Genomic DNA, 17,035 nt, shown 5'->3' with positions numbered 1-17,035 from the left:
TACGAAGCTTGCCTCAAGATTAGATCTCATTATAAGGGTGGTTATAGACGATGACCTTGATAGGCTACAGGTGTAAAGGCGGTGACGTCATAGCCGAGTAGTACTAATTGCCCGAAAGTTTTTGCCAGAGGTTGTATACCGACTTAGCGATACGTGAGTGAGTATTGTGCGTTTTTATCAAGTCAATGATTGTCTAAATACAGAGATATTTAGGTGGTTATAACGTTGGGGTTCCACCTCTTCCCATTCCGAACAGAGAAGTTAAGCCCAATCGTGCCGATGGTACTGCGTTTCGTGGGAGAGTAGGTAGCCGCCATTTTAAGGAGAGTGGGTGTGATTACGCAAGTGATCACACCCACTTCGTTTTATACAAGGTGATGATGATGCAGTGAGCTTGCTGCTTGCTACCATTCCATTTACTGCTATTCAGCTTGCTATGCCGAGCAAGGCGCGATGCAGCGAGCGATGAGGCACCAAGCTATGCAGTCGCATACTACAGGATGATCTATGGGGTAGGGTGATGGAGCTGATGCGGCTTCGTCACCCTATCGTCGTTTATATGCGTACTGCAAAATCCATAGTGCTTCATATCCGAAGAACTATTCGTTCGGAGGCGAAACGAATAGTCATTTGAAGCCCAAACCAATAGTTGTTCGCCTGCAGAGCAATAGTCGTTTGCAAATCAGCTTAGCCTCAATATGGATTGCTGGTGAGGAGAGCTTTTGATGCAGGAGTCCTATGTCGATGTTGGGCTTTGCTTTTATTGTCGTATCTTTGCGCTTGATTTATTTGGCTGGTTGCGTCCTGTGAATTGGGGATCACCAGCTCCTGAGGCGCTCTTGCTTTTGATTTGTAAGACGTATCTACTCCCTCTACTCTATTCTTAAATATTAGGAACTAATTCTTCACATGAGTAAAATGTACTCAACGCTTCCCACGAAGGAGGCTTACGTAGCGCCCGCACTGGAGCTCTATACGCTCCATACGGGTGATCTGCTTGTTGATCCTTCGGCTCCTGTCGACTATCGTTTTGATGAAATTCAAGGTTATGAACCAGACAACGACTATTAGTATCTCTCGCTGGATGGGCCGTACCTTCCCGCTACTGGCTCTCGCAGCTATGGGGCTCTTTGCCTCTTGTCGCAATGAAGCGACCTCCGAACCCGTACAGACCAAGACTGCTCAAGAGGCAGCTGCCTCTTATCGTGAGGGGGATATTGACTTCCCTCTCGCAGCGGACTTCAATATCACCTTCAGCGAGGAGACGGAGAGCACGCTCCGTGGTATCTCAGCTACGGTCAGCCCCACGCTCAATGCCAAGGGGCGTCATGGTATCACGCTCCCTAATGAGCTGCCTGTACTCTGCATCATCCGCAGTAGTGGCAATGATGAGCCTACCTACTATGAGGCTAAGGCGGTGAAGACTGCCACGGGCTACCACATTGAGAAGGAGCGAATCAAGCTGCGCTCAGGCTCTTACTCTTGCTCCAGGTAAGAAGTGGTACATCATGATCGCTATGGGGGGCACTTACGATGAGAATGCTGGGCAGATGAAGTTCGGCGCAAGCGGTCCTGAAGCTGCCCCTGTAGCTACATCGACTGGTCGCGTAATGGATATCCCTGCTGTATCGCATTGGATGGAGATGCCTACCTATCCCAATGGCCATCCCAAGTGGCCTAAAGACTGGTCGCAGGCTGAGAAGCAGCGTAAGCTCGAGGTATTCCCTCAAGGCGTCCTCTGCCGTGCGACGCTCCGACTGGATGATGCCTATAAGCAGCGGCTAGGGAGCGAACAGGTTGCCCTCAAGGTGAATACACTGCGTATCGTATCGACTTCTCTGAGCTTTGCCGGTTACTTTAGCTTGGCTAAGAATGACCTGCCAGCGGTCGACTTTAAGGGTAAGTCAGAACTCGATCGTGGCGGCGCGAATAATGGCAATCTGATGAAGTGGGTTCCCTCTCAGACTGCAGCTGCGAAGAAGGAGTTTACTGCACTCAATGCTTCTACCCCCGAATATGAGAAGATCTTCACGGGTGATGTCTTCTCTCTGCAGGGCGGAAGTAGCGCAAAGATCTTCTCCGATACTTCTGTTGGCGCTGATGTGAAGCGCAATGTCGCAGCTGGTATCCCCACGATTCTCTTTTGGGCTATCCCTACGAATACGGCTGGTACGAATCTCTCTACGACTCTCATCGCTGAGACGGGTACCAGTAGTAATGCTCGTATCCTCGAGCCTAAGCATACCTATATCTATGGTAAGAAGCATCCTCATCAGGTGCTCTCGGGGAAGAGCGTCTACTTCGATGCGGTCTACTACAACCCCTACACGCCTCTGGACTATATGGCGGAGTACAATCTCATGCGCAAGGAGCCATGGCAGTTTGTGAAAGGTGGTCGCATCCCCTATGGAAGTTCTAATCAGCTTGACACACAGCATGGAGTCAATTCCTTTGCTATGCTGACAATGGGGGAAGTTAAGCAGGTTCAACTATCGCATAATAGTCGAACCTATACCTCTCCTTCTCCTCAGCAGTGGGAAAGTGTCATCCCTATACAGGGGCAAGCTGCCGTGAATCTCTCGGGAGCTCAGACTGTGGATAATGCTTCTGTGAATGTGCAGTTGGGGGCTTCATTGAGGGGAACTACGGTCTATTCTTCCCGTCGTGTAGGTAACGTCGTCTATGCTGTCGCCTTGAGAAACCTTGGCGGAACAAATAAGTATAGCGTGGCTTACCGCTATGAGCGAGTTAATAATCCTGATGCTCCAACAAGGGCAAATCCCTACTTGAGTATTAGCTATACTCGGGCTCGAAACTCTTACCACTTGAACCCTCAGTTCTCGCTAGCAAAAAGTAGTCCGGAGTTATATGACCGTGCCGCATTCCAAGTTGAGGCAGTTCATCTTGGTGCACACTTTGTTGGCGGGGTAGATGATATTGCCAATGAGACGTTTTGGAGCGATCTCTCTATGCGTAAGGAGCGTCGTATTCTTCCTACCCACTATACCTCCTATGAGGTACTAGGTTGGCGGGCCCCTATAACTATTGGTCATCGAGGTACTACTTTCTACTGGATTGGAGATTTATCAAAGACTGCTTTATGTAATGGGGCTTACTTCTGGGGGTCTGGTCTTTCTGATGCACGATTAGGGGAGGTTCTCCGTTTCTCCTGCCGTCCCTTCACTACCGAGGAGCACCCTTAATGGGTAGCTTTCTCCGGTAGAGAATAATATAAAAGGCCGAGGTGCCGCATGTGCTCAGCTGATGCTGAGTCATGCGGCACCTCGGCCTTTTTATGGGAGATGAAGCCGTAGCTCGGGTGCTGCCTACTTGCCGCTCGCTTTACCGACCGCAGCTAAGGGCGAAGGGACAGTAGGCGCACTGCTCGTCGTCCTCGGTCTGTGTGAAGGGCTGGTCGGTGTCGTAGAGTTCGGCTAAGAGCTCATCTACGAGGAGTGCTTCGAAGGACTCCTTGACCTCAGCATAGGGGGCTGCTACTTTGCTTTCCTTTTCACCGATGGGGAAGGTGAGGAGGGGATCGTATTTCTCCCGCTTCGTCACCAAGCCATCATTTCCCTTAAAGCGGAAGATAGCAGGGTGGATCATAGACTCGTCGAGCTTGTAGGTCTGAGCTAAGCCAGCGCAATAGATGAGCGTCTGGAGGATAGCCTTGTTCTTAGGATCCTTGAGCCGCTCTTCCCATCGGAAGTCTACGGGCTTTTTCTTGGGCGTAGAGATCGTGAGTGAGGCATTCCCTGTCTTGTAGTCTACGACGCGATACTTGCCATCGACTTGGTCGATGCGGTCGATGATACCACCGAGATAGGCGGTCTCACCACTGCGGAGCGTGAAGGCGGCATAGACCTCGCTCTCGCTCGCAGCGTAGCTAAAGGATGCGGCATGCGCACTATCCCACTCGAGGAGCTCACGAGCATAGCGCTCGATCGTCTGGCAATAGATGCGTGAGAGTCCGCTGAGTGGTACGCCCTGCTTGAGCTTAAGCTCGTCACGATAGGCTTTCTCTACACGCTGCCTGATGTAGCCTTTGGCTCTGAGCTTCTCATCGATCATCTCCTTGGTGATGGTGGTGAAGGTGAGTTGTTCTCCCGCGCTTGGGCTCTTGGTAAGGTCTGAGTAGAACTCCTCCATGACGCGGTGCAGTACGGTACCGAACTCATTCGAAGCCAAGAGTAGGCTGGGGGAATCCTCTTCGCGGTAGCGACAGATCGCCTCGTAGTAGAAGCGCAGCGGACAAGCAACGTACTTCGAGAGGCTACTTGGAGAGAGCGGGCGGACGGCCTTACGGTCGGTATCCACCTTGGGGTCGGTCGTCGTACGATGGACGAACTGCTCCCATAGCTCCCCCTCTTTACGCTTCGAGATACCGGCACTCTCCTTGGCCTTGGCTTCAAGGCGGAGGGAGCGGCGCTTGATGTCGCAGCCGTAGATGTACTGGAGTAGGCTGATGTAGCGGCTCTCTTCGCCGAGGTTGTAGCCGTCGCTGGCGGGCGCTACGACGAAGGTCAGACGCTCGGCACGTGCGATACTCTGGAAGAAGGTGTAGTCCTGCCCCGGGTCTTCTTCGGCGCGTCCCGTAGGAAGGCCGAAGCCTCGGCGGAGCGTGTAGGGGATGAGCGTGTCGCTGTAGCGCTTCGTGGGAAGAGCCCCTTCCTGAGCGGAGAGGTAGATCATCGTGGGGAAGTGGAGCAGTCGTGTCTCGAGAAGCCCCATGACCTGCAGACCTTGTAGTGGGTCGCCCTCGAAGGGAATGGTCACAGTCCCCACTAAGCCCTCTAAGAGATGTATCATTGCCTCGAAGCCCAGCACCATCTGATGCTGCTGGATAAGCCCCTGCAGGCGGTTGATGAGGCGCAGATAGTGGTGGATGAACTCGATGTCGAAGGACGAGAGCCCTTCATAGACGAGCGCTGTGTCTTGCTCCTCGCCCTCCTCTTCGTGGTCCTCACTGGTATGTATCTCTTGCTGGGCCGATTGGATGAGGTGGAGCAGTACGGCCTCGATGCGCTGCAGTGGATCGCTCGTCTCGGAGAGCGGGTCAAGGAGGAGGTGTAGGAACTCAGCTTCCGTCTTGTCCGTCCATAGATCCTTGGCGGGGACGAAGAAACGCTTGCTCTGGCGGATATGCTCCATGAGGCGTGTGGCCTCGGGGGCGTGTGCCGTGATCAGTCCTTGGCCAAGTAGCCCGAGGAGCTGGTCAGCGGGGTAGCGTGCCGAGCTCTCCGAGCGCTTGAGGTTGAAGGAGATGAGCGTGATCCATCGCTTCAGCATGAGGGCGATGGGGGTGCGGTCCAGCGGATAGCCGAGGGTGATGTTGATACTGCCGATGTCGTCAGGTATCGAGCTGACGGTGGGGAGAAGGAGCCCTTCGTCGGGCAGGATGATAGCTGCCTCGAGGTTCTCCGTCGCCTCGGCGATGTTCAGCTCTTGGAGGAGCGTCGGGAGTCCCTTGGCTTGTGAGAGGAGGCTGGAGCACTCGATGACCTGTACTTCATGAGGGAGGTGGTGCGTACGAGCTCCCTCCTTCCACGGGCCATCGACTTGACCGAACTCTTTACAGAGCTTGTGGAAGTACTTGCTCGCAGGGTGGTTGGTGTCGTGTACGACCTCGACAGCGGCATCCCAGCAGAACTCAGCACGCCCTGCCTTCGTGAGGGTCTTAAAGAGCTTCTCCTCGGAGGGGGTGAGGTAGAAGAGCCCGACGAAGACGAGCTTTTCATCCCCCGCCAGCTGATCAAGTACCTCTTCCTTCGCCTCGGCGGCACGGCGATAGAGCAGCCCGTCATAGACGTAGCCCTCTTCCTGCAGGCTGGTGGTGAACCGCTCATATAGCGGAGCAAGGCACTCCCAGAAGGAGAGGAAGCGCTTCTTGTAGCCCTTGTCGTCGTCTTCGCTGATGCTCTGAAGGCTGGGTAAGTCCCCCCAGAAGCCCTGGATCATCTCGCGGGCTTCTTCGGTGAGGTAGCTGAAGTCGTCGGAGATCTCCTTGATGTCTCTCAGGTTGCGATAGAGGTGATCGGTGCGCACCAGATAGCGGTCGCAGGTCTCGAAGTCCTTGAGAATAATGTTGCCCCAGTAGAGGAACTCATCAAAGCTCTCGGTCATCTCGCCTCGCTCGGCACGTACCTCGCAGTAGGTCTGGTAGAGCTTGAAGAGGAGTGCGGTCTTGTCGAGGATCTGCACCTGAGGCTGGAGGCTATGCATAAATTCGCTCACCGTCTCCATCTGTGGGGCGAAGAGGGGGCGTGCCGTAGCCAGCTGGCTCAGGTGATGGCGGAAGAAGGAGAGGGCACGCTTCGAGGGGAAGATGAAGCGTAGCTTGGCGAGCTCTTCGGCTCCTTGCTGATAGTAGTGGGCCGCGACTTGCTTGAGGAAGGGGTCGATATGATTCATTAGCGCATGGCGGTGTTCTTGGGATTCTCCAGCTCTTCAGCACGGCGCAGGTCTTCGGCCGCCTCCTTGGTGTTGCCAAGGGTGGTATTCAGCTCGGCTCGCAGGCGGTAGAGGGTAGCTGGTGCACGACCTCCGAGGAGCTCGAAAGCCTGACGGATATCGCGCTGGGCGAAGCCTCGCATACCCTTAGCCATATACATACGTGCGCGTCCCTCGAGGACCTCGGCATTCTTCGGGAGCTTGTCCGTGAGGAAGGCATAGAGGCGCTCGGCCTCGTCATAGCGTCCGCGCATCGTCTCCAGTAGGGCATAGCCTATGCGAGCCTTGAGCGAGCCGTCATTCTCCTCGATGATGGTCTTGAGGTCGGCCTCCGCCAGGTCATACTCCTTCGTCAGCAGGTAGACCATCGCGCGCTGGTAGCGGTAGAGCTCGTTCTTCGGATGGTCGCTGAGAAGGAGGGCGAAGTCCGTGAGGGCTGCCTTGTACTCCTTGCGCTGGACGAAGAGCTTGGCGCGGTTGAAGCGTGTCGTCGCTTCGTGGGGATCTTTGCTGAGAGCGGAGGAGAAGGAGAGGAGGGCGGCATCGTCCTTACCCTGCAGGAGCTGAAGCCCCCCGAGGTTATTGAGTAGCATAGGCTGCAGGGCTGCGGGGGGATTGAGTCGCAGAGCCTCTGCGAGGAAGGCTTCGGCAGCAGCGTAATCACCTCGGTTGCCTGCTGTGAAGCAGGAGTCGATGAGATGGGTATAGCGGGTGCTATCAATGGGCGCTGTCGTCTGCTCTTGGGCGGAGGCACGAAGTGGCGCTAAGAAGAGGCCTATGCAGAGGGCTATGAGGGCAAAGGAAATTATCTGTCTGGAGCGAGTCATCGAATGAAGTGGGGGGAGGGACTAAGTGAATGATCCTCCCCTATCTATCCAAAGATACTGCTCATTCACGATATAGCATACGTCTTGATCCAGTAGAGGGGGAAACGCTATTCCCGTGAAGAAAAAAGTAGCGTCCTACAGTGCTTTTCTGCTGTCTATGCACGTAGTCTTAAAGACCAGGTGCGTAAATCCGAAAGACTATGTACGTGGATTTTAGATCCACGTACATAGATCCAGCTTATCAGCTATAGGTCCACCACTTTTATTCGTCATCAGCAGAAGTCATACCACTGCTATTCCTTGATTTTCCTCCAGAGAAGTAAATCCCGTAGGGCACAGCTTCGTGGGGGATGATCGCAGGGTGTGGCTGATCGGGTAGGCTCCTTCGCGCCTACCATAGATGGCTTATGGAGTAGGTGTGAATATCTCCCTTCCGCCCCTGCCGTGGGGGCTTTTTATTACCTTTGCACGGGTAACTATAGCCTTGCCTCACTGGGCAAGCCCCTCCCTATAAATATTATGGTAGAAGACGAACTGCTTGGATATGATGATACCGCTTCGGTGGCCTTCATCCGCAACTATATCCCCCAGGAGCTCAAGGAGCTCCTCTCCGATGATGATATCGTTTACTTCGTAGACCTCATCTATGACTACTACGAGAGCCGTGGCTATCTGAGTGACGATGATGCCGACGATGAAGAGCCCATCGAGATCGATGAGGACGAGCTGGTCGACTATGTCGTACGCAATGCCCAGAAGGATGGGGTAGGGAAGTTCGATCCCGACCAGATCCGCTTCGTCGTGCAGGGTGAGCTCGAGTACTGCGAGAGCATTAACCTCTTTGACTAATCGCCAGTGGGAAAGAACAAGCTGGCGAAGTTCGCCGAGATGGAGACCTTCCCTCATGTGCTCCAGTATCCCTTCGCACGTCTGCAGCAGGAGGTCTTCCCCTTGCGTGGGCGTTGGCGTGAGGACTTCTTCCACAACGACCGCCCCATCGTGCTGGAGCTCGGCTGTGGCAAGGGCGAGTACACCGTAGGTCTCGGTGAGCTGTATCCAGAGAAGAACTTCATCGGTGTGGACGTCAAGGGCGCTCGCATCTGGACGGGTGCGAAGGCTTCGCACGAGGCGGGTATGACGAATGTTGCCTTCCTGCGTGGGGAGATCGAGTCCCTGACGAGCTTCTTCGCTCCTGGAGAAGTCGATGAGATCTGGATCACCTTCCCCGACCCTCAGATGAAGAAGGTGACGAAGCGCCTGACCTCCTCGCGCTTCATCCGTCGCTATCTCGAGGTGTTGCGCCCTGGTGGTTCCATTCACCTCAAGACCGATAGCCCCTTCCTCTACACCTATACCAAGGCTTTCGTTGAGCTGAACCATCAGGAGATCCTGACCGATACGGCCGATCTCTATGACGGGGCTTTTGAGGATAAGATCCTCGGGATCAAGACGTACTACGAGCGTCAGTGGCTGAGTCGTGGTCTGACGATCAAGTACCTGCACTTCATCCCCAAGGAGCCTGCTCGTGGCTTCGTCGAGCCCGAGATCGAGATCGAGCCCGATAGCTACCGCAGCTTCAGCCGCTCACGCAGAGTCCAATAGCACTATTCCTATGCCCATCACACTATATCCCAACCTCATCCTCGACGCCCTGCGCCGTGTCCGCTACCCAGGTACGGGTCAGGACTTAGTCACGGCCGGCATGGTCGAGGACGATATCCGTATCGAGGGTATGAAGGTGAGCTTCTCGCTTATCTTCGACAAGCCCAACTCCCCCTTCATCAAGTCGGTCGTCAAGGCCGCTGAGAAAGCCATCCTCACCTACGTCAGCCCCGAGGTCCAGATCGAGGGGAATATCAGCGTGAAGGTCCCCGAGGTCGTGCCTCAGGATAGCCTACCACTGCTGCCGAAGGTGAAGAATACGCTGGCGATCTTCTCTGGTAAGGGAGGCGTCGGGAAGAGCACTGTCTCCGCTAACCTCGCCGTAGCCTTAGCCCAAGCAGGGTATAAGGTTGGGCTGCTGGATGCTGATATCTTCGGCCCTTCGCAGCCTAAGATGTTCGGCTGCGAAGACGAGCGTCCCGTCCTCGAGGACGTCGACGGGCAGGAGCTCATCGCACCTGTCGAGCGCTTCGGCGTGCGTATGCTCTCTATCGGCTTCTTCGTCAATAAGGAGAGCCCCGTGCTCTGGCGCGGTAGTATGGCGAGTAACGCCCTCAAGCAGCTCCTCACGGAGACGAACTGGGGTGAGCTGGACTATCTGCTCATCGACCTGCCTCCAGGGACGAGCGATATCCATCTGACGCTGGTGCAGACGCTCGGTCTGACGGGCGCACTCATCGTCACGACACCCCAGCAGGTAGCCCTAGCAGATGCCATCAAGGGCGTGGGGATGTTCCTCGACGAGCACGTACAAGTCCCCATCCTTGGGCTGGTGGAGAACATGGCATGGTTCACTCCTGCCGAGCTCCCACAGAACAAATACTATATCTTCGGGCGTGATGGCGGTAAGGAGCTGGCTGAAGAGCTGGACATTCCTCTGCTCGGGCAGATCCCCCTCATCCAGAGTATCTGCGAATGCGGTGACGGCGGCGAGCCCATCGCCACGCAGCGCGATAGCCTGATGGGTATCTACTTCCGCACGCTGGCACGCAATGTCGTCGAGCAGATCGAGCGTCGCAACGCCGAGCAAGCTCCGACCCAGCGCGTAGAGCTACAGAAATAAAAGAAGACGCTATAGAGCAGTGGGGCGGTCTGTCGCGCACCTCTTTAGTCTTGTGCTGAAGGGCGTGTGAGGAACGTCCGGGCAACGCAGAGCGCCATACTTCCTAACGGGAAGCTATCCGCGAGGGTAGGTAGGTGTAACAGAGAATGACAGCCACGGAGGACTCGATCCCCCGCGGTGATGGTGAAAAGGTGAGGTAAGAGCTCACCGGAGTGTGTAGCAATACATGCTGCCGTACATCCTATGGGTTGCAAGGTCATGTAAACCGACGCTACGAGGGTTGCTCGCCCCAGTCGGAGGGTAGACCGCACGAGGTGGTAGGTGACTACCATCCTAGATAAATGACAGACACCCGTCGGGTGGGTGACCGCCCATGGGTACAGAACTCGGCTTATAGCTCCACTGCTTCTATTGCGCGCTTCTTCTTCATATCCCTCTCCTGGTAGCGGGGGTGTCCCGCTCCCATCCTCCTTCCCTCCCGACGAGATCACTTATCCTATCCTCATTACCCTCACTCTATGCCTAACGTACTGCGGCATATAGAGGCGCAAGCCCTCGCTGCTTGGCGCTTTGTGACGCTCGATATGTGGCGTCTGACGCGCGCTTCGCTCGCAGCTCCTACCCGTCTCGGGGTGGCGACGCTGCGTGTGCTCTACATGACGGTACAGGCCTATATCGAGGAGGGTATTGGTTCGCTTGCGGGTTCGCTTACCTACAGTACGGTGCTTTCGCTGGTGCCTATCCTGGCGGTCATCATCGGTATCGCTAAGGGCTTCGGACTGCAGGAGACGGTGCGTGATGCCTTGATGCGTGCCCTCCCAGGGCACGAGGTGGAGTTCGGGAAGGCCTTTGCCTATGTCGAGAGCTACCTATCGCAGGTACAGGGTGGCCTCTTCATCGGAGTCGGTCTGGCGGTGCTCTTCTACACGGTGCTGATGCTGATCTCGACGATCGAAGATGCCTTCAACCGTCTCTGGCAAGCACCCTATGCCCGCCCTTGGTCACGCCGTGTGATCAACTACCTCGGTGCCTTCATCCTCTTCCCGCTACTGCTCACCATCTCGAGCGGTACGACGCTCTTCCTCTCCACCCTGAGTAATACCTACCTCGGTGAGCTGGGGATGATCTCAGCCCTCACGACACAGATCCTCGGTCTCCTGCCCTATGTCCTCGTGACGCTCGGCTTCGTCTGCCTGTACTTCTTCGTGCCAAACGTGCGGGTACACTTCATCCCCGCCCTCATTGCAGGGCTTATCGCGGGGATTGCCTTCCAGATCTTCCAGGCTCTCTACATCAATGGGGTGCTGTGGATCTCACGCTACAACGCGATCTACGGGAGCTTCGCTGCCGTGCCGCTGGCGCTCCTCTGGATCCAGCTCTCGTGGATCATCATCCTGCTTGGGGCGCAGATCTCCTACTCCATACAGCACGTCTGGCACTTCACCTCGCCTCCCAATAGCCGTCCGCTCTCGCGCCGCTATGCCGATACCGTCTTCATCGCCCTCACGGCACGTATCACGGCACGCTATACCTCGGAGGATCCCGAGCCTTACCGTGCGGAGACCTTGGCTGCTGCCTGCGACCTTCCGCTGAGACAGACGCAGGAGGCACTGAGCCAGCTGACGCGTATGGGCATACTCATCGAGGTGAACTACGGCAAGGAGGAAGTTATGGGCGGCTACTACTGCCCCAACATCGCGCCCGACCGCCTCACGCTCGGTGTGCTCCTCGATCATATCGATCGCTTCGGTGGCGAACTCCTTTCGCTCAAGCTCAACGGCGTGCACGCTGCTGCATGGCAGGCGCGTACCCGTGCCTATGCTGCTGTCCGTGAGCGTGCGGACGTCCTACTGCGTGACCTCGTATAGGCCACTCCTTCGCTGCACACCGCTCTGTATCCCCTGCGAGGTGTAGCAAACTACGATTGCTTATGCAGACACTTATCAAGATATTCTTCATCTTCCTCTTCTACTGGATAGGCGAATTCCTCTCCTATCTGATGGGGGGATTTGTACCAGGTAGCGTCCTCGGGATGCTCCTTCTCTTCCTGGCGCTGCAGCTGAAGCTCGTCAAGGTGCATCAGATCGACTCTCCTGCTCGTGCTCTGACGGACAACATGGGGCTCTTCTTCATCCCCGCTGGTGTGGGGCTGATGGCGCAGCTGGATACCGTGGTGGCCAATTGGTGGGTCATCCTGGTGGCGGTCATCGTCAGCTCTATCCTCGTCATCGCTTCGGTGGCCTACGTACAGGATCAAATGGAAAGGAGGCGTAAATAATCATGCTCGAGCACTTCTTCCATAGCGAGGTCTTCACGATCACGTTCGTCATAGGCCTCTACCTCATCAATATCAAGATCCATCGCTGGGTGCAAGTCCCTGTACTGCACTCGCTGCTGCACCCTGTGCTGGTGACGATCATCGAGCTGATCCTCATCCTCACCGCTCTGAAGGTACCCTATGAGACCTTCCGCGAGGGGAGCCGTATGATTCACTTCATGCTCGGCCCCTCGGTCGTCGCTCTCGGCTACATCCTCTATGAGCAGGTGGCGCATCTGAAGAAGAACGCGATCTCTATCATCGTAGCTATCACCATCGGTGCTATGGTGGGTATCGGCTCTATCATCGGTGTCGGGCATCTCCTCGGCGTAAAGAGCTCGCTCATCGCTTCGCTTGCACCGAAGTCCGTGACGACGCCTATCGCGATGGAGCTGGCTGGTAACAACGGTGGTATCCCCGGGCTGACGGCGGTCATCGTTGTCTGTGCGGGTATCATCGGTAGTATCATCGGCCCTCCGATCATGAAGCTGATGAAGATCAAGAGCCCCGTGGCGAAGGGGCTGGCGATGGGTGCTTCATCGCATGGTATCGGTACGGCTGCAGCGATCCAGATGGGTGCTATCGAAGGCGCTCTGAGTGGGCTGGCGATCGGGATTATGGGGCTGATGACCTCCATCCTCCTGCCGCTCTTTGCTCGCTGGTTCGGCTAAGCATACGTCCCCCAACTCGCTATCATAAGCCCCGAAAGCCTTCGGTCTTCGGGGCTTTTTGTACCAATTCGTAGCCACCCTCCTTCTATTTCCGTAGAGCCAATATGTAAATCTCTACCCCCTGTGTGGTAGGGTTGTATGCATGGTTTTCGCCAATTTCATCGAGCTGATGAGTGTGAATAATCAAATATCACTTATATTTGAATGGTTTCTATTTGCAATGCGCAAGTAGTTGTAAAATCAAGTTAAGTATAAGCGTAATTATTCTCACAACTAACCATGACTCCTAAGAAACTATGGTATGCACTGGCGGCAGTCATCCTGCTGTCGTTCGGTGTACTTGGCTTCTTCGGGCTGGAGATCTTCCGCACGATGCCCCCCTTCCCAACGAAGGTGGTGACGACGGATGGCACGACGCTCTTCGAAGGTCAAGACATTAAGGACGGCCAAAACGTATGGCAGTCCATCGGTGGTCAGACCGTAGGTAGCGTATGGGGCCACGGGGCGTATATCGCTCCCGACTGGTCCGCTGACTACCTGCACCGTGAGGCTGAGCTCCTGCTGAAGAAGCTCGCCGAGCGTGACGGTCTGGACTATGCTTCACTCCCTGCCGCTGAGCAGGCTAAGTATCAGGTCCTCCTGCGTGAGGAGGTGCGTAAGAACACCTTCGACGAAGCGACGGGCGTCATCACGTACTCACCGCTGCGTGCTGAGGTCGCCCACGAGCTGGGTGCCTACTACGCGAAGCTCTTCCTCGGCGACGCTTCGCCTGAGTTCGTGAAGCTCCGCTCGGCCTACGCCCTGCGCGCTAAGAGCATCGAAGATCCCCGCAAAATGGAGCAGATGAGCGCCTTCTTCGCTTGGGCTTCGTGGGTCTGCGTCACCAACCGCCCAGGTACGGATGTCAGCTATACCAACAACTGGCCTCACGACCCCACGATCGGCAATATCGCTCCCACGTCGCTCCACCTCTGGTCGGGCTTCAGCGTGCTGATGCTGCTGACCTGCGTCGGTATCCTCGTCTACTACTATGCTCAGTCGAAGGAAGACGAGGTAGGCGTCCTGCCCACCTCTGATCCGCTGCGTGGTATGAAGCCTACGCCCTCGATGCGCGCCACGACGAAGTACATCTGGATCGTGTCGATCCTCATCCTTGTGCAGATGGTCCTCGGGGCGATCACGGCACACTATGGGGTCGAGGGTGACGCACTCTTCGGGCTACCTATTCAGGACTTCCTCCCTCAGGCGGTATCACGTAGCTGGCACGTCCAGCTGGCTATCCTCTGGATCGCTACCTCTTGGCTGGCTACGGGGCTCTACATCGCACCTGCCGTGTCGGGGGTCGAGCCTAAGTTCCAGCGCCTCGGGGTGAATGTGCTCTTCGGTGCGCTCCTCTTTGTCGTCGTCGGCTCACTCGTCGGTCAGTGGTTCGGGGTCATGCAGAAGCTCGGCCTCATCGAGAACTTCTGGCTCGGCCATCAGGGCTACGAATACGTAGAGCTTGGCCGTCTGTGGCAGATCCTGCTGCTGGTGGGCCTCGTGCTGTGGCTCTTCCTCATGATCCGCGCACTGATCCCCGCTCTCAAGCGCAAGGATGAGAATCGCCACCTCCTGACGCTCTTCATCATCGCCTCGCTGGCTATCGCCTTCTTCTACGCTGCTGGGCTGATGTACGGTCGTCAGACGCATATGGCTATCGCCGAGTACTGGCGCTGGTGGGTCGTCCACCTCTGGGTAGAAGGCTTCTTCGAAGTCTTTGCTACGGTCGTGGCCGCCTTCCTCTTCTGCCGTCTTGGTCTGCTGCGCATCCAGTCGGCTACGGTCTCTGTACTCTTCTCGACGATCATCTTCCTCTCGGGGGGGATCCTCGGTACCTTCCACCACCTCTACTTCAGCGCTACGCCGACGGCGGTGCTGGCACTTGGTGCTACCTTCAGCGCTCTGGAGATCGTGCCGCTGGTACTCATCGGTATGGAGGCTTACCACAACTATAAGCTCTCGAAGTCTACCGACTGGATCGAAGCCTATAAGTGGCCTATCTACTGCTTCATCGCTATGTGCTTCTGGAACTTCCTCGGGGCAGGTATCTTTGGCTTCGCTATCAATCCTCCTATCGCACTGTACTACCTGCAGGGCCTGAATACGACGGCTGTGCATGGTCACGCTGCGCTCTTCGGGGTCTATGGTATCCTGGGTATCGGGCTGATGCTCTTCTGCCTGCGTGGTCTCTACCCTGACTACAAGTGGAATGACAAGCTCATCGGTACGGCCTTCTGGATGATCAATATCGGGCTCTTCCTGATGGTGACGGTGAGCGTCCTGCCCATCGGTATCCTGCAGGCGCACGAATCGATCACGAATGCCTACTGGTCGGCTCGCTCGGCAGAGTTCATGCAGCAGGATCACATGCAGCTGATCCGCTGGATGCGTATGCCAGGTGACCTCCTCCTCGGTATCGGGGAGTTGCTGCTGGTGGTCTTCATCTTCGGCCTGCAGTTCGGCTGGTCGCGCAAGGGTACGCGTTAGTCCCTTCACCTATTTCGATAGCAGAGGCTATCACTGCTCCCATAGGAGCGGTGGTAGCCTCTGCTTACGTTTATACCCCGCTCACGGGAGGGCGCTCAGTGTACGAATAGGGGAGGGTGGTGTGAACCTATATGGATGCATGGGTAGAGCTGTATAGGATGGCGAAGGATGCTATATAGCTTTGGACTGATTCCTATATAGCTTTCGGTGCGAAGCTATATAGCTTTGAGAAGTGACCTCTATTAGGTCGTTGCTCCGCGTAGGGATAAAAGTTGTGGATGAGTAGCAGAAAAGTTTGGGCTACGTACGTGGCTCTAATATCTACGTACGTGGATATTTGGATTTGCGCGCCTGGTCTTTAAGGCTACGTGCATAGACAGAGGAAAACCACTACGTGAAGGCGCTTTTTTCTTCGCGAGAACGATGCTTTTCCCTTCGCTGGATAAGAAGAATACTTGCGATAAGGCGAAGGGCTTGTGTATCACTTCGGAGAGGCATATCGGGTAGCTGGGCGTGCGATGCCTTAGTACTCTAAATAGAGGATAGGACTCTACCGAAACAGTCTCATATTGGTCAGCGGGCGAACCTATATAGCTTCACTTCGCGACCAATATAGGTCGTCGCACGGACCAATATAGGTTCGCCCGCTGACCAATATAGGTTCGTACTGCCCCTATCGTAGAGCTGTCGTGGTGGCGCGCTGATAGCAGGGGGGATGCGCCTTGATCGGCTTGGTGTCGGGGGCGGGGTGAAGGCTTCTCTCTGCGGTTACGATGAATTCGTCCGGCCGTGTAGCTTAGGTCGGCGAGAGTGATTATCTTTACATACGTATAGGACACTATTAATTAAATATAAAGACAAATAATATGGCACTATTAGATGACCTCGTGTGGCGCCACGCCACGAAGGCCTACGACCCCACCAAGAAGCTCCGTGAAGAAGACCTGATGAAGATCGTCGAGGCAGCACGTCTGGCTCCCACGTCATCGGGCCTGCAGCAGTTCCGTCTAATCGTCGTCGGCAACCAAGAGCTGAAGGAGAAGATGGTCGAAGGGGCTCTGAACCCTGACTGCATGCGCGAGTGCTCACACGTCATCGTCTTCGCTGCTTGGGATGAGTACACGCCCGAGCGTATCGATGAGATCTACGACCTGACGACCGATGAGCGTGGTCTGGTACGTGGTCGCTTCAAGCGCTACACCGATATGCTGAAGGAGACGTTCGGTAAGATGCCTAAGGAAGAGCAGTTCCAGCATGCTGCTAACCAGAGCTTCATCGCCCTCGGGCTGGCACTGGCCCAGGCTGCTGAGCTGAAGATTGATAGCACGCCTATCGGTGGCTTCGACCCCAAGCTCGTCGACGAGCTCCTCGGTCTGCGTGAGAAGGGCCTGCGTAGCGTCTCGCTCCTTTACCTCGGCTACGCTGACCCCGAGCGTGACTGGCTGGGCAAGATGAAGAAGGTGCGCAACTCGATGGAAGAGTTCGCGACTTTCATCAAGTAGCTCTGCATTTTCACACC

13 protein-coding genes, 2 rRNA genes and 1 other RNA gene are annotated in these 17,035 nt (G+C 55.7%); 14 read left to right on the top strand and 2 right to left on the bottom strand.

The genetic code is table 11. The features are described 5' to 3' along the window. The 5 genes from KO088_RS04855 to KO088_RS04835 all read left to right on the top strand — a co-directional run. Positions 1–128: ribosomal RNA gene (locus KO088_RS04855) — 23S ribosomal RNA — on the top strand; the annotation flags it as partial. Between the two features lie 81 nt (positions 129–209). Then, a 5S ribosomal RNA gene (gene rrf / locus KO088_RS04850) occupies positions 210–319 on the top strand. Positions 320–909: 590 nt separating this feature from the next. After that, complete coding sequence (locus KO088_RS04845; RefSeq protein ID WP_215493806.1) at positions 910–1,071, top strand: hypothetical protein; 162 nt, start codon at positions 910–912, stop codon at positions 1,069–1,071. Beyond that, the gene (locus tag KO088_RS04840) at positions 1,049–1,495 is read left to right on the top strand and encodes a hypothetical protein (protein WP_215493805.1); all 447 of its coding nucleotides are present in this window, start codon (positions 1,049–1,051) and stop codon (positions 1,493–1,495) included. Before KO088_RS04845 ends, KO088_RS04840 begins: the two co-directional genes overlap by 23 nt. 22 nt (positions 1,496–1,517) lie before the next feature. Further along, positions 1,518–3,203 carry a hypothetical protein gene (locus KO088_RS04835; protein ID WP_215493804.1) on the top strand — a complete coding sequence of 562 codons (1,686 nt, stop codon included), beginning with the start codon at positions 1,518–1,520 and terminating at the stop codon, positions 3,201–3,203. A 139-nt stretch (positions 3,204–3,342) separates the two neighbouring features. On the opposite strand, the gene KO088_RS04830 is transcribed toward KO088_RS04835, so the two are convergent. Together KO088_RS04830 and KO088_RS04825 are read right to left on the bottom strand one after the other, a co-directional pair. Beyond that, entirely contained in the window at positions 3,343–6,411 is a 3,069-nt protein-coding gene (locus KO088_RS04830; RefSeq protein WP_215493803.1) for a PD-(D/E)XK nuclease family protein, read from the bottom strand. Further along, positions 6,411–7,277, bottom strand: coding sequence for a tetratricopeptide repeat protein (locus tag KO088_RS04825; protein WP_215493802.1), 867 nt, complete (start codon positions 7,275–7,277; stop codon positions 6,411–6,413). Before KO088_RS04825 ends, KO088_RS04830 begins: the two co-directional genes overlap by 1 nt. Positions 7,278–7,796: 519 nt before the next feature. Here KO088_RS04825 and KO088_RS04820 point away from each other — a divergent pair. The 9 genes from KO088_RS04820 (at position 7,797) to KO088_RS04780 (ending at position 17,018) form a co-directional block, all read left to right on the top strand. Next, entirely contained in the window at positions 7,797–8,126 is a 330-nt protein-coding gene (locus KO088_RS04820) for a hypothetical protein (RefSeq protein WP_044114664.1), read from the top strand. 6 nt (positions 8,127–8,132) lie between these two features. Then, complete coding sequence (trmB, locus tag KO088_RS04815) at positions 8,133–8,879, top strand: tRNA (guanosine(46)-N7)-methyltransferase TrmB (protein WP_215493801.1); 747 nt, start codon at positions 8,133–8,135, stop codon at positions 8,877–8,879. Positions 8,880–8,889: 10 nt separating this feature from the next. Further along, a complete protein-coding gene (locus tag KO088_RS04810; RefSeq protein WP_009432109.1) occupies positions 8,890–10,002 on the top strand; it encodes an Mrp/NBP35 family ATP-binding protein in 1,113 nt (370 codons plus the stop codon). A gap of 16 nt (positions 10,003–10,018) precedes the next feature. Further along, positions 10,019–10,412: RNase P RNA component class A (rnpB, locus tag KO088_RS04805), an RNA gene on the top strand. Positions 10,413–10,520: 108 nt separating this feature from the next. Continuing rightward, positions 10,521–11,870 (top strand): YihY/virulence factor BrkB family protein, encoded by a 1,350-nt coding sequence (locus KO088_RS04800; protein ID WP_215493800.1) that lies wholly within the window; start codon positions 10,521–10,523, stop codon positions 11,868–11,870. A 62-nt stretch (positions 11,871–11,932) separates the two neighbouring features. Then, complete coding sequence (locus tag KO088_RS04795) at positions 11,933–12,280, top strand: CidA/LrgA family protein (protein ID WP_009432114.1); 348 nt, start codon at positions 11,933–11,935, stop codon at positions 12,278–12,280. A 2-nt stretch (positions 12,281–12,282) separates the two neighbouring features. Further along, positions 12,283–12,990: an LrgB family protein gene (locus KO088_RS04790; protein ID WP_215493799.1), complete on the top strand. Its 708-nt coding sequence runs from the start codon at positions 12,283–12,285 to the stop codon at positions 12,988–12,990. 279 nt (positions 12,991–13,269) lie between these two features. Continuing rightward, positions 13,270–15,516, top strand: coding sequence for a nitric-oxide reductase large subunit (locus KO088_RS04785; RefSeq protein WP_215493798.1), 2,247 nt, complete (start codon positions 13,270–13,272; stop codon positions 15,514–15,516). Positions 15,517–16,382: 866 nt separating this feature from the next. Continuing rightward, positions 16,383–17,018 (top strand): nitroreductase family protein, encoded by a 636-nt coding sequence (locus KO088_RS04780; RefSeq protein WP_188807715.1) that lies wholly within the window; start codon positions 16,383–16,385, stop codon positions 17,016–17,018. Positions 17,019–17,035: the final 17 nt, after the last annotated feature.

The organism is Porphyromonas bobii, assembly GCF_943169685.1.
Classification (GTDB): domain Bacteria; phylum Bacteroidota; class Bacteroidia; order Bacteroidales; family Porphyromonadaceae; genus Porphyromonas; species Porphyromonas pasteri.
This window is presented reverse-complemented; position numbering and strand designations above follow the sequence as displayed.

Excerpts from the sequence above, each read along its gene's own strand:
- KO088_RS04810 (WP_009432109.1), top strand. The coding sequence starts at position 8,890 with ATGCCCATCACACTATATCCCAACCTCATCCTCGACGCCCTGCGCCGT.
- KO088_RS04785 (WP_215493798.1), top strand. The coding sequence starts at position 13,270 with ATGACTCCTAAGAAACTATGGTATGCACTGGCGGCAGTCATCCTGCTG.
- KO088_RS04790 (WP_215493799.1), top strand. The coding sequence starts at position 12,283 with ATGCTCGAGCACTTCTTCCATAGCGAGGTCTTCACGATCACGTTCGTC.
- KO088_RS04780 (WP_188807715.1), top strand. The coding sequence starts at position 16,383 with ATGGCACTATTAGATGACCTCGTGTGGCGCCACGCCACGAAGGCCTAC.
- KO088_RS04830 (WP_215493803.1), bottom strand. The coding sequence starts at position 6,411 with ATGAATCATATCGACCCCTTCCTCAAGCAAGTCGCGGCCCACTACTAT.
- KO088_RS04825 (WP_215493802.1), bottom strand. The coding sequence starts at position 7,277 with ATGACTCGCTCCAGACAGATAATTTCCTTTGCCCTCATAGCCCTCTGC.
- KO088_RS04840 (WP_215493805.1), top strand. The coding sequence starts at position 1,049 with ATGAACCAGACAACGACTATTAGTATCTCTCGCTGGATGGGCCGTACC.
- KO088_RS04795 (WP_009432114.1), top strand. The coding sequence starts at position 11,933 with ATGCAGACACTTATCAAGATATTCTTCATCTTCCTCTTCTACTGGATA.
- KO088_RS04835 (WP_215493804.1), top strand. The coding sequence starts at position 1,518 with ATGGGGGGCACTTACGATGAGAATGCTGGGCAGATGAAGTTCGGCGCA.
- KO088_RS04820 (WP_044114664.1), top strand. The coding sequence starts at position 7,797 with ATGGTAGAAGACGAACTGCTTGGATATGATGATACCGCTTCGGTGGCC.
- KO088_RS04845 (WP_215493806.1), top strand. The coding sequence starts at position 910 with ATGAGTAAAATGTACTCAACGCTTCCCACGAAGGAGGCTTACGTAGCG.
- KO088_RS04800 (WP_215493800.1), top strand. The coding sequence starts at position 10,521 with ATGCCTAACGTACTGCGGCATATAGAGGCGCAAGCCCTCGCTGCTTGG.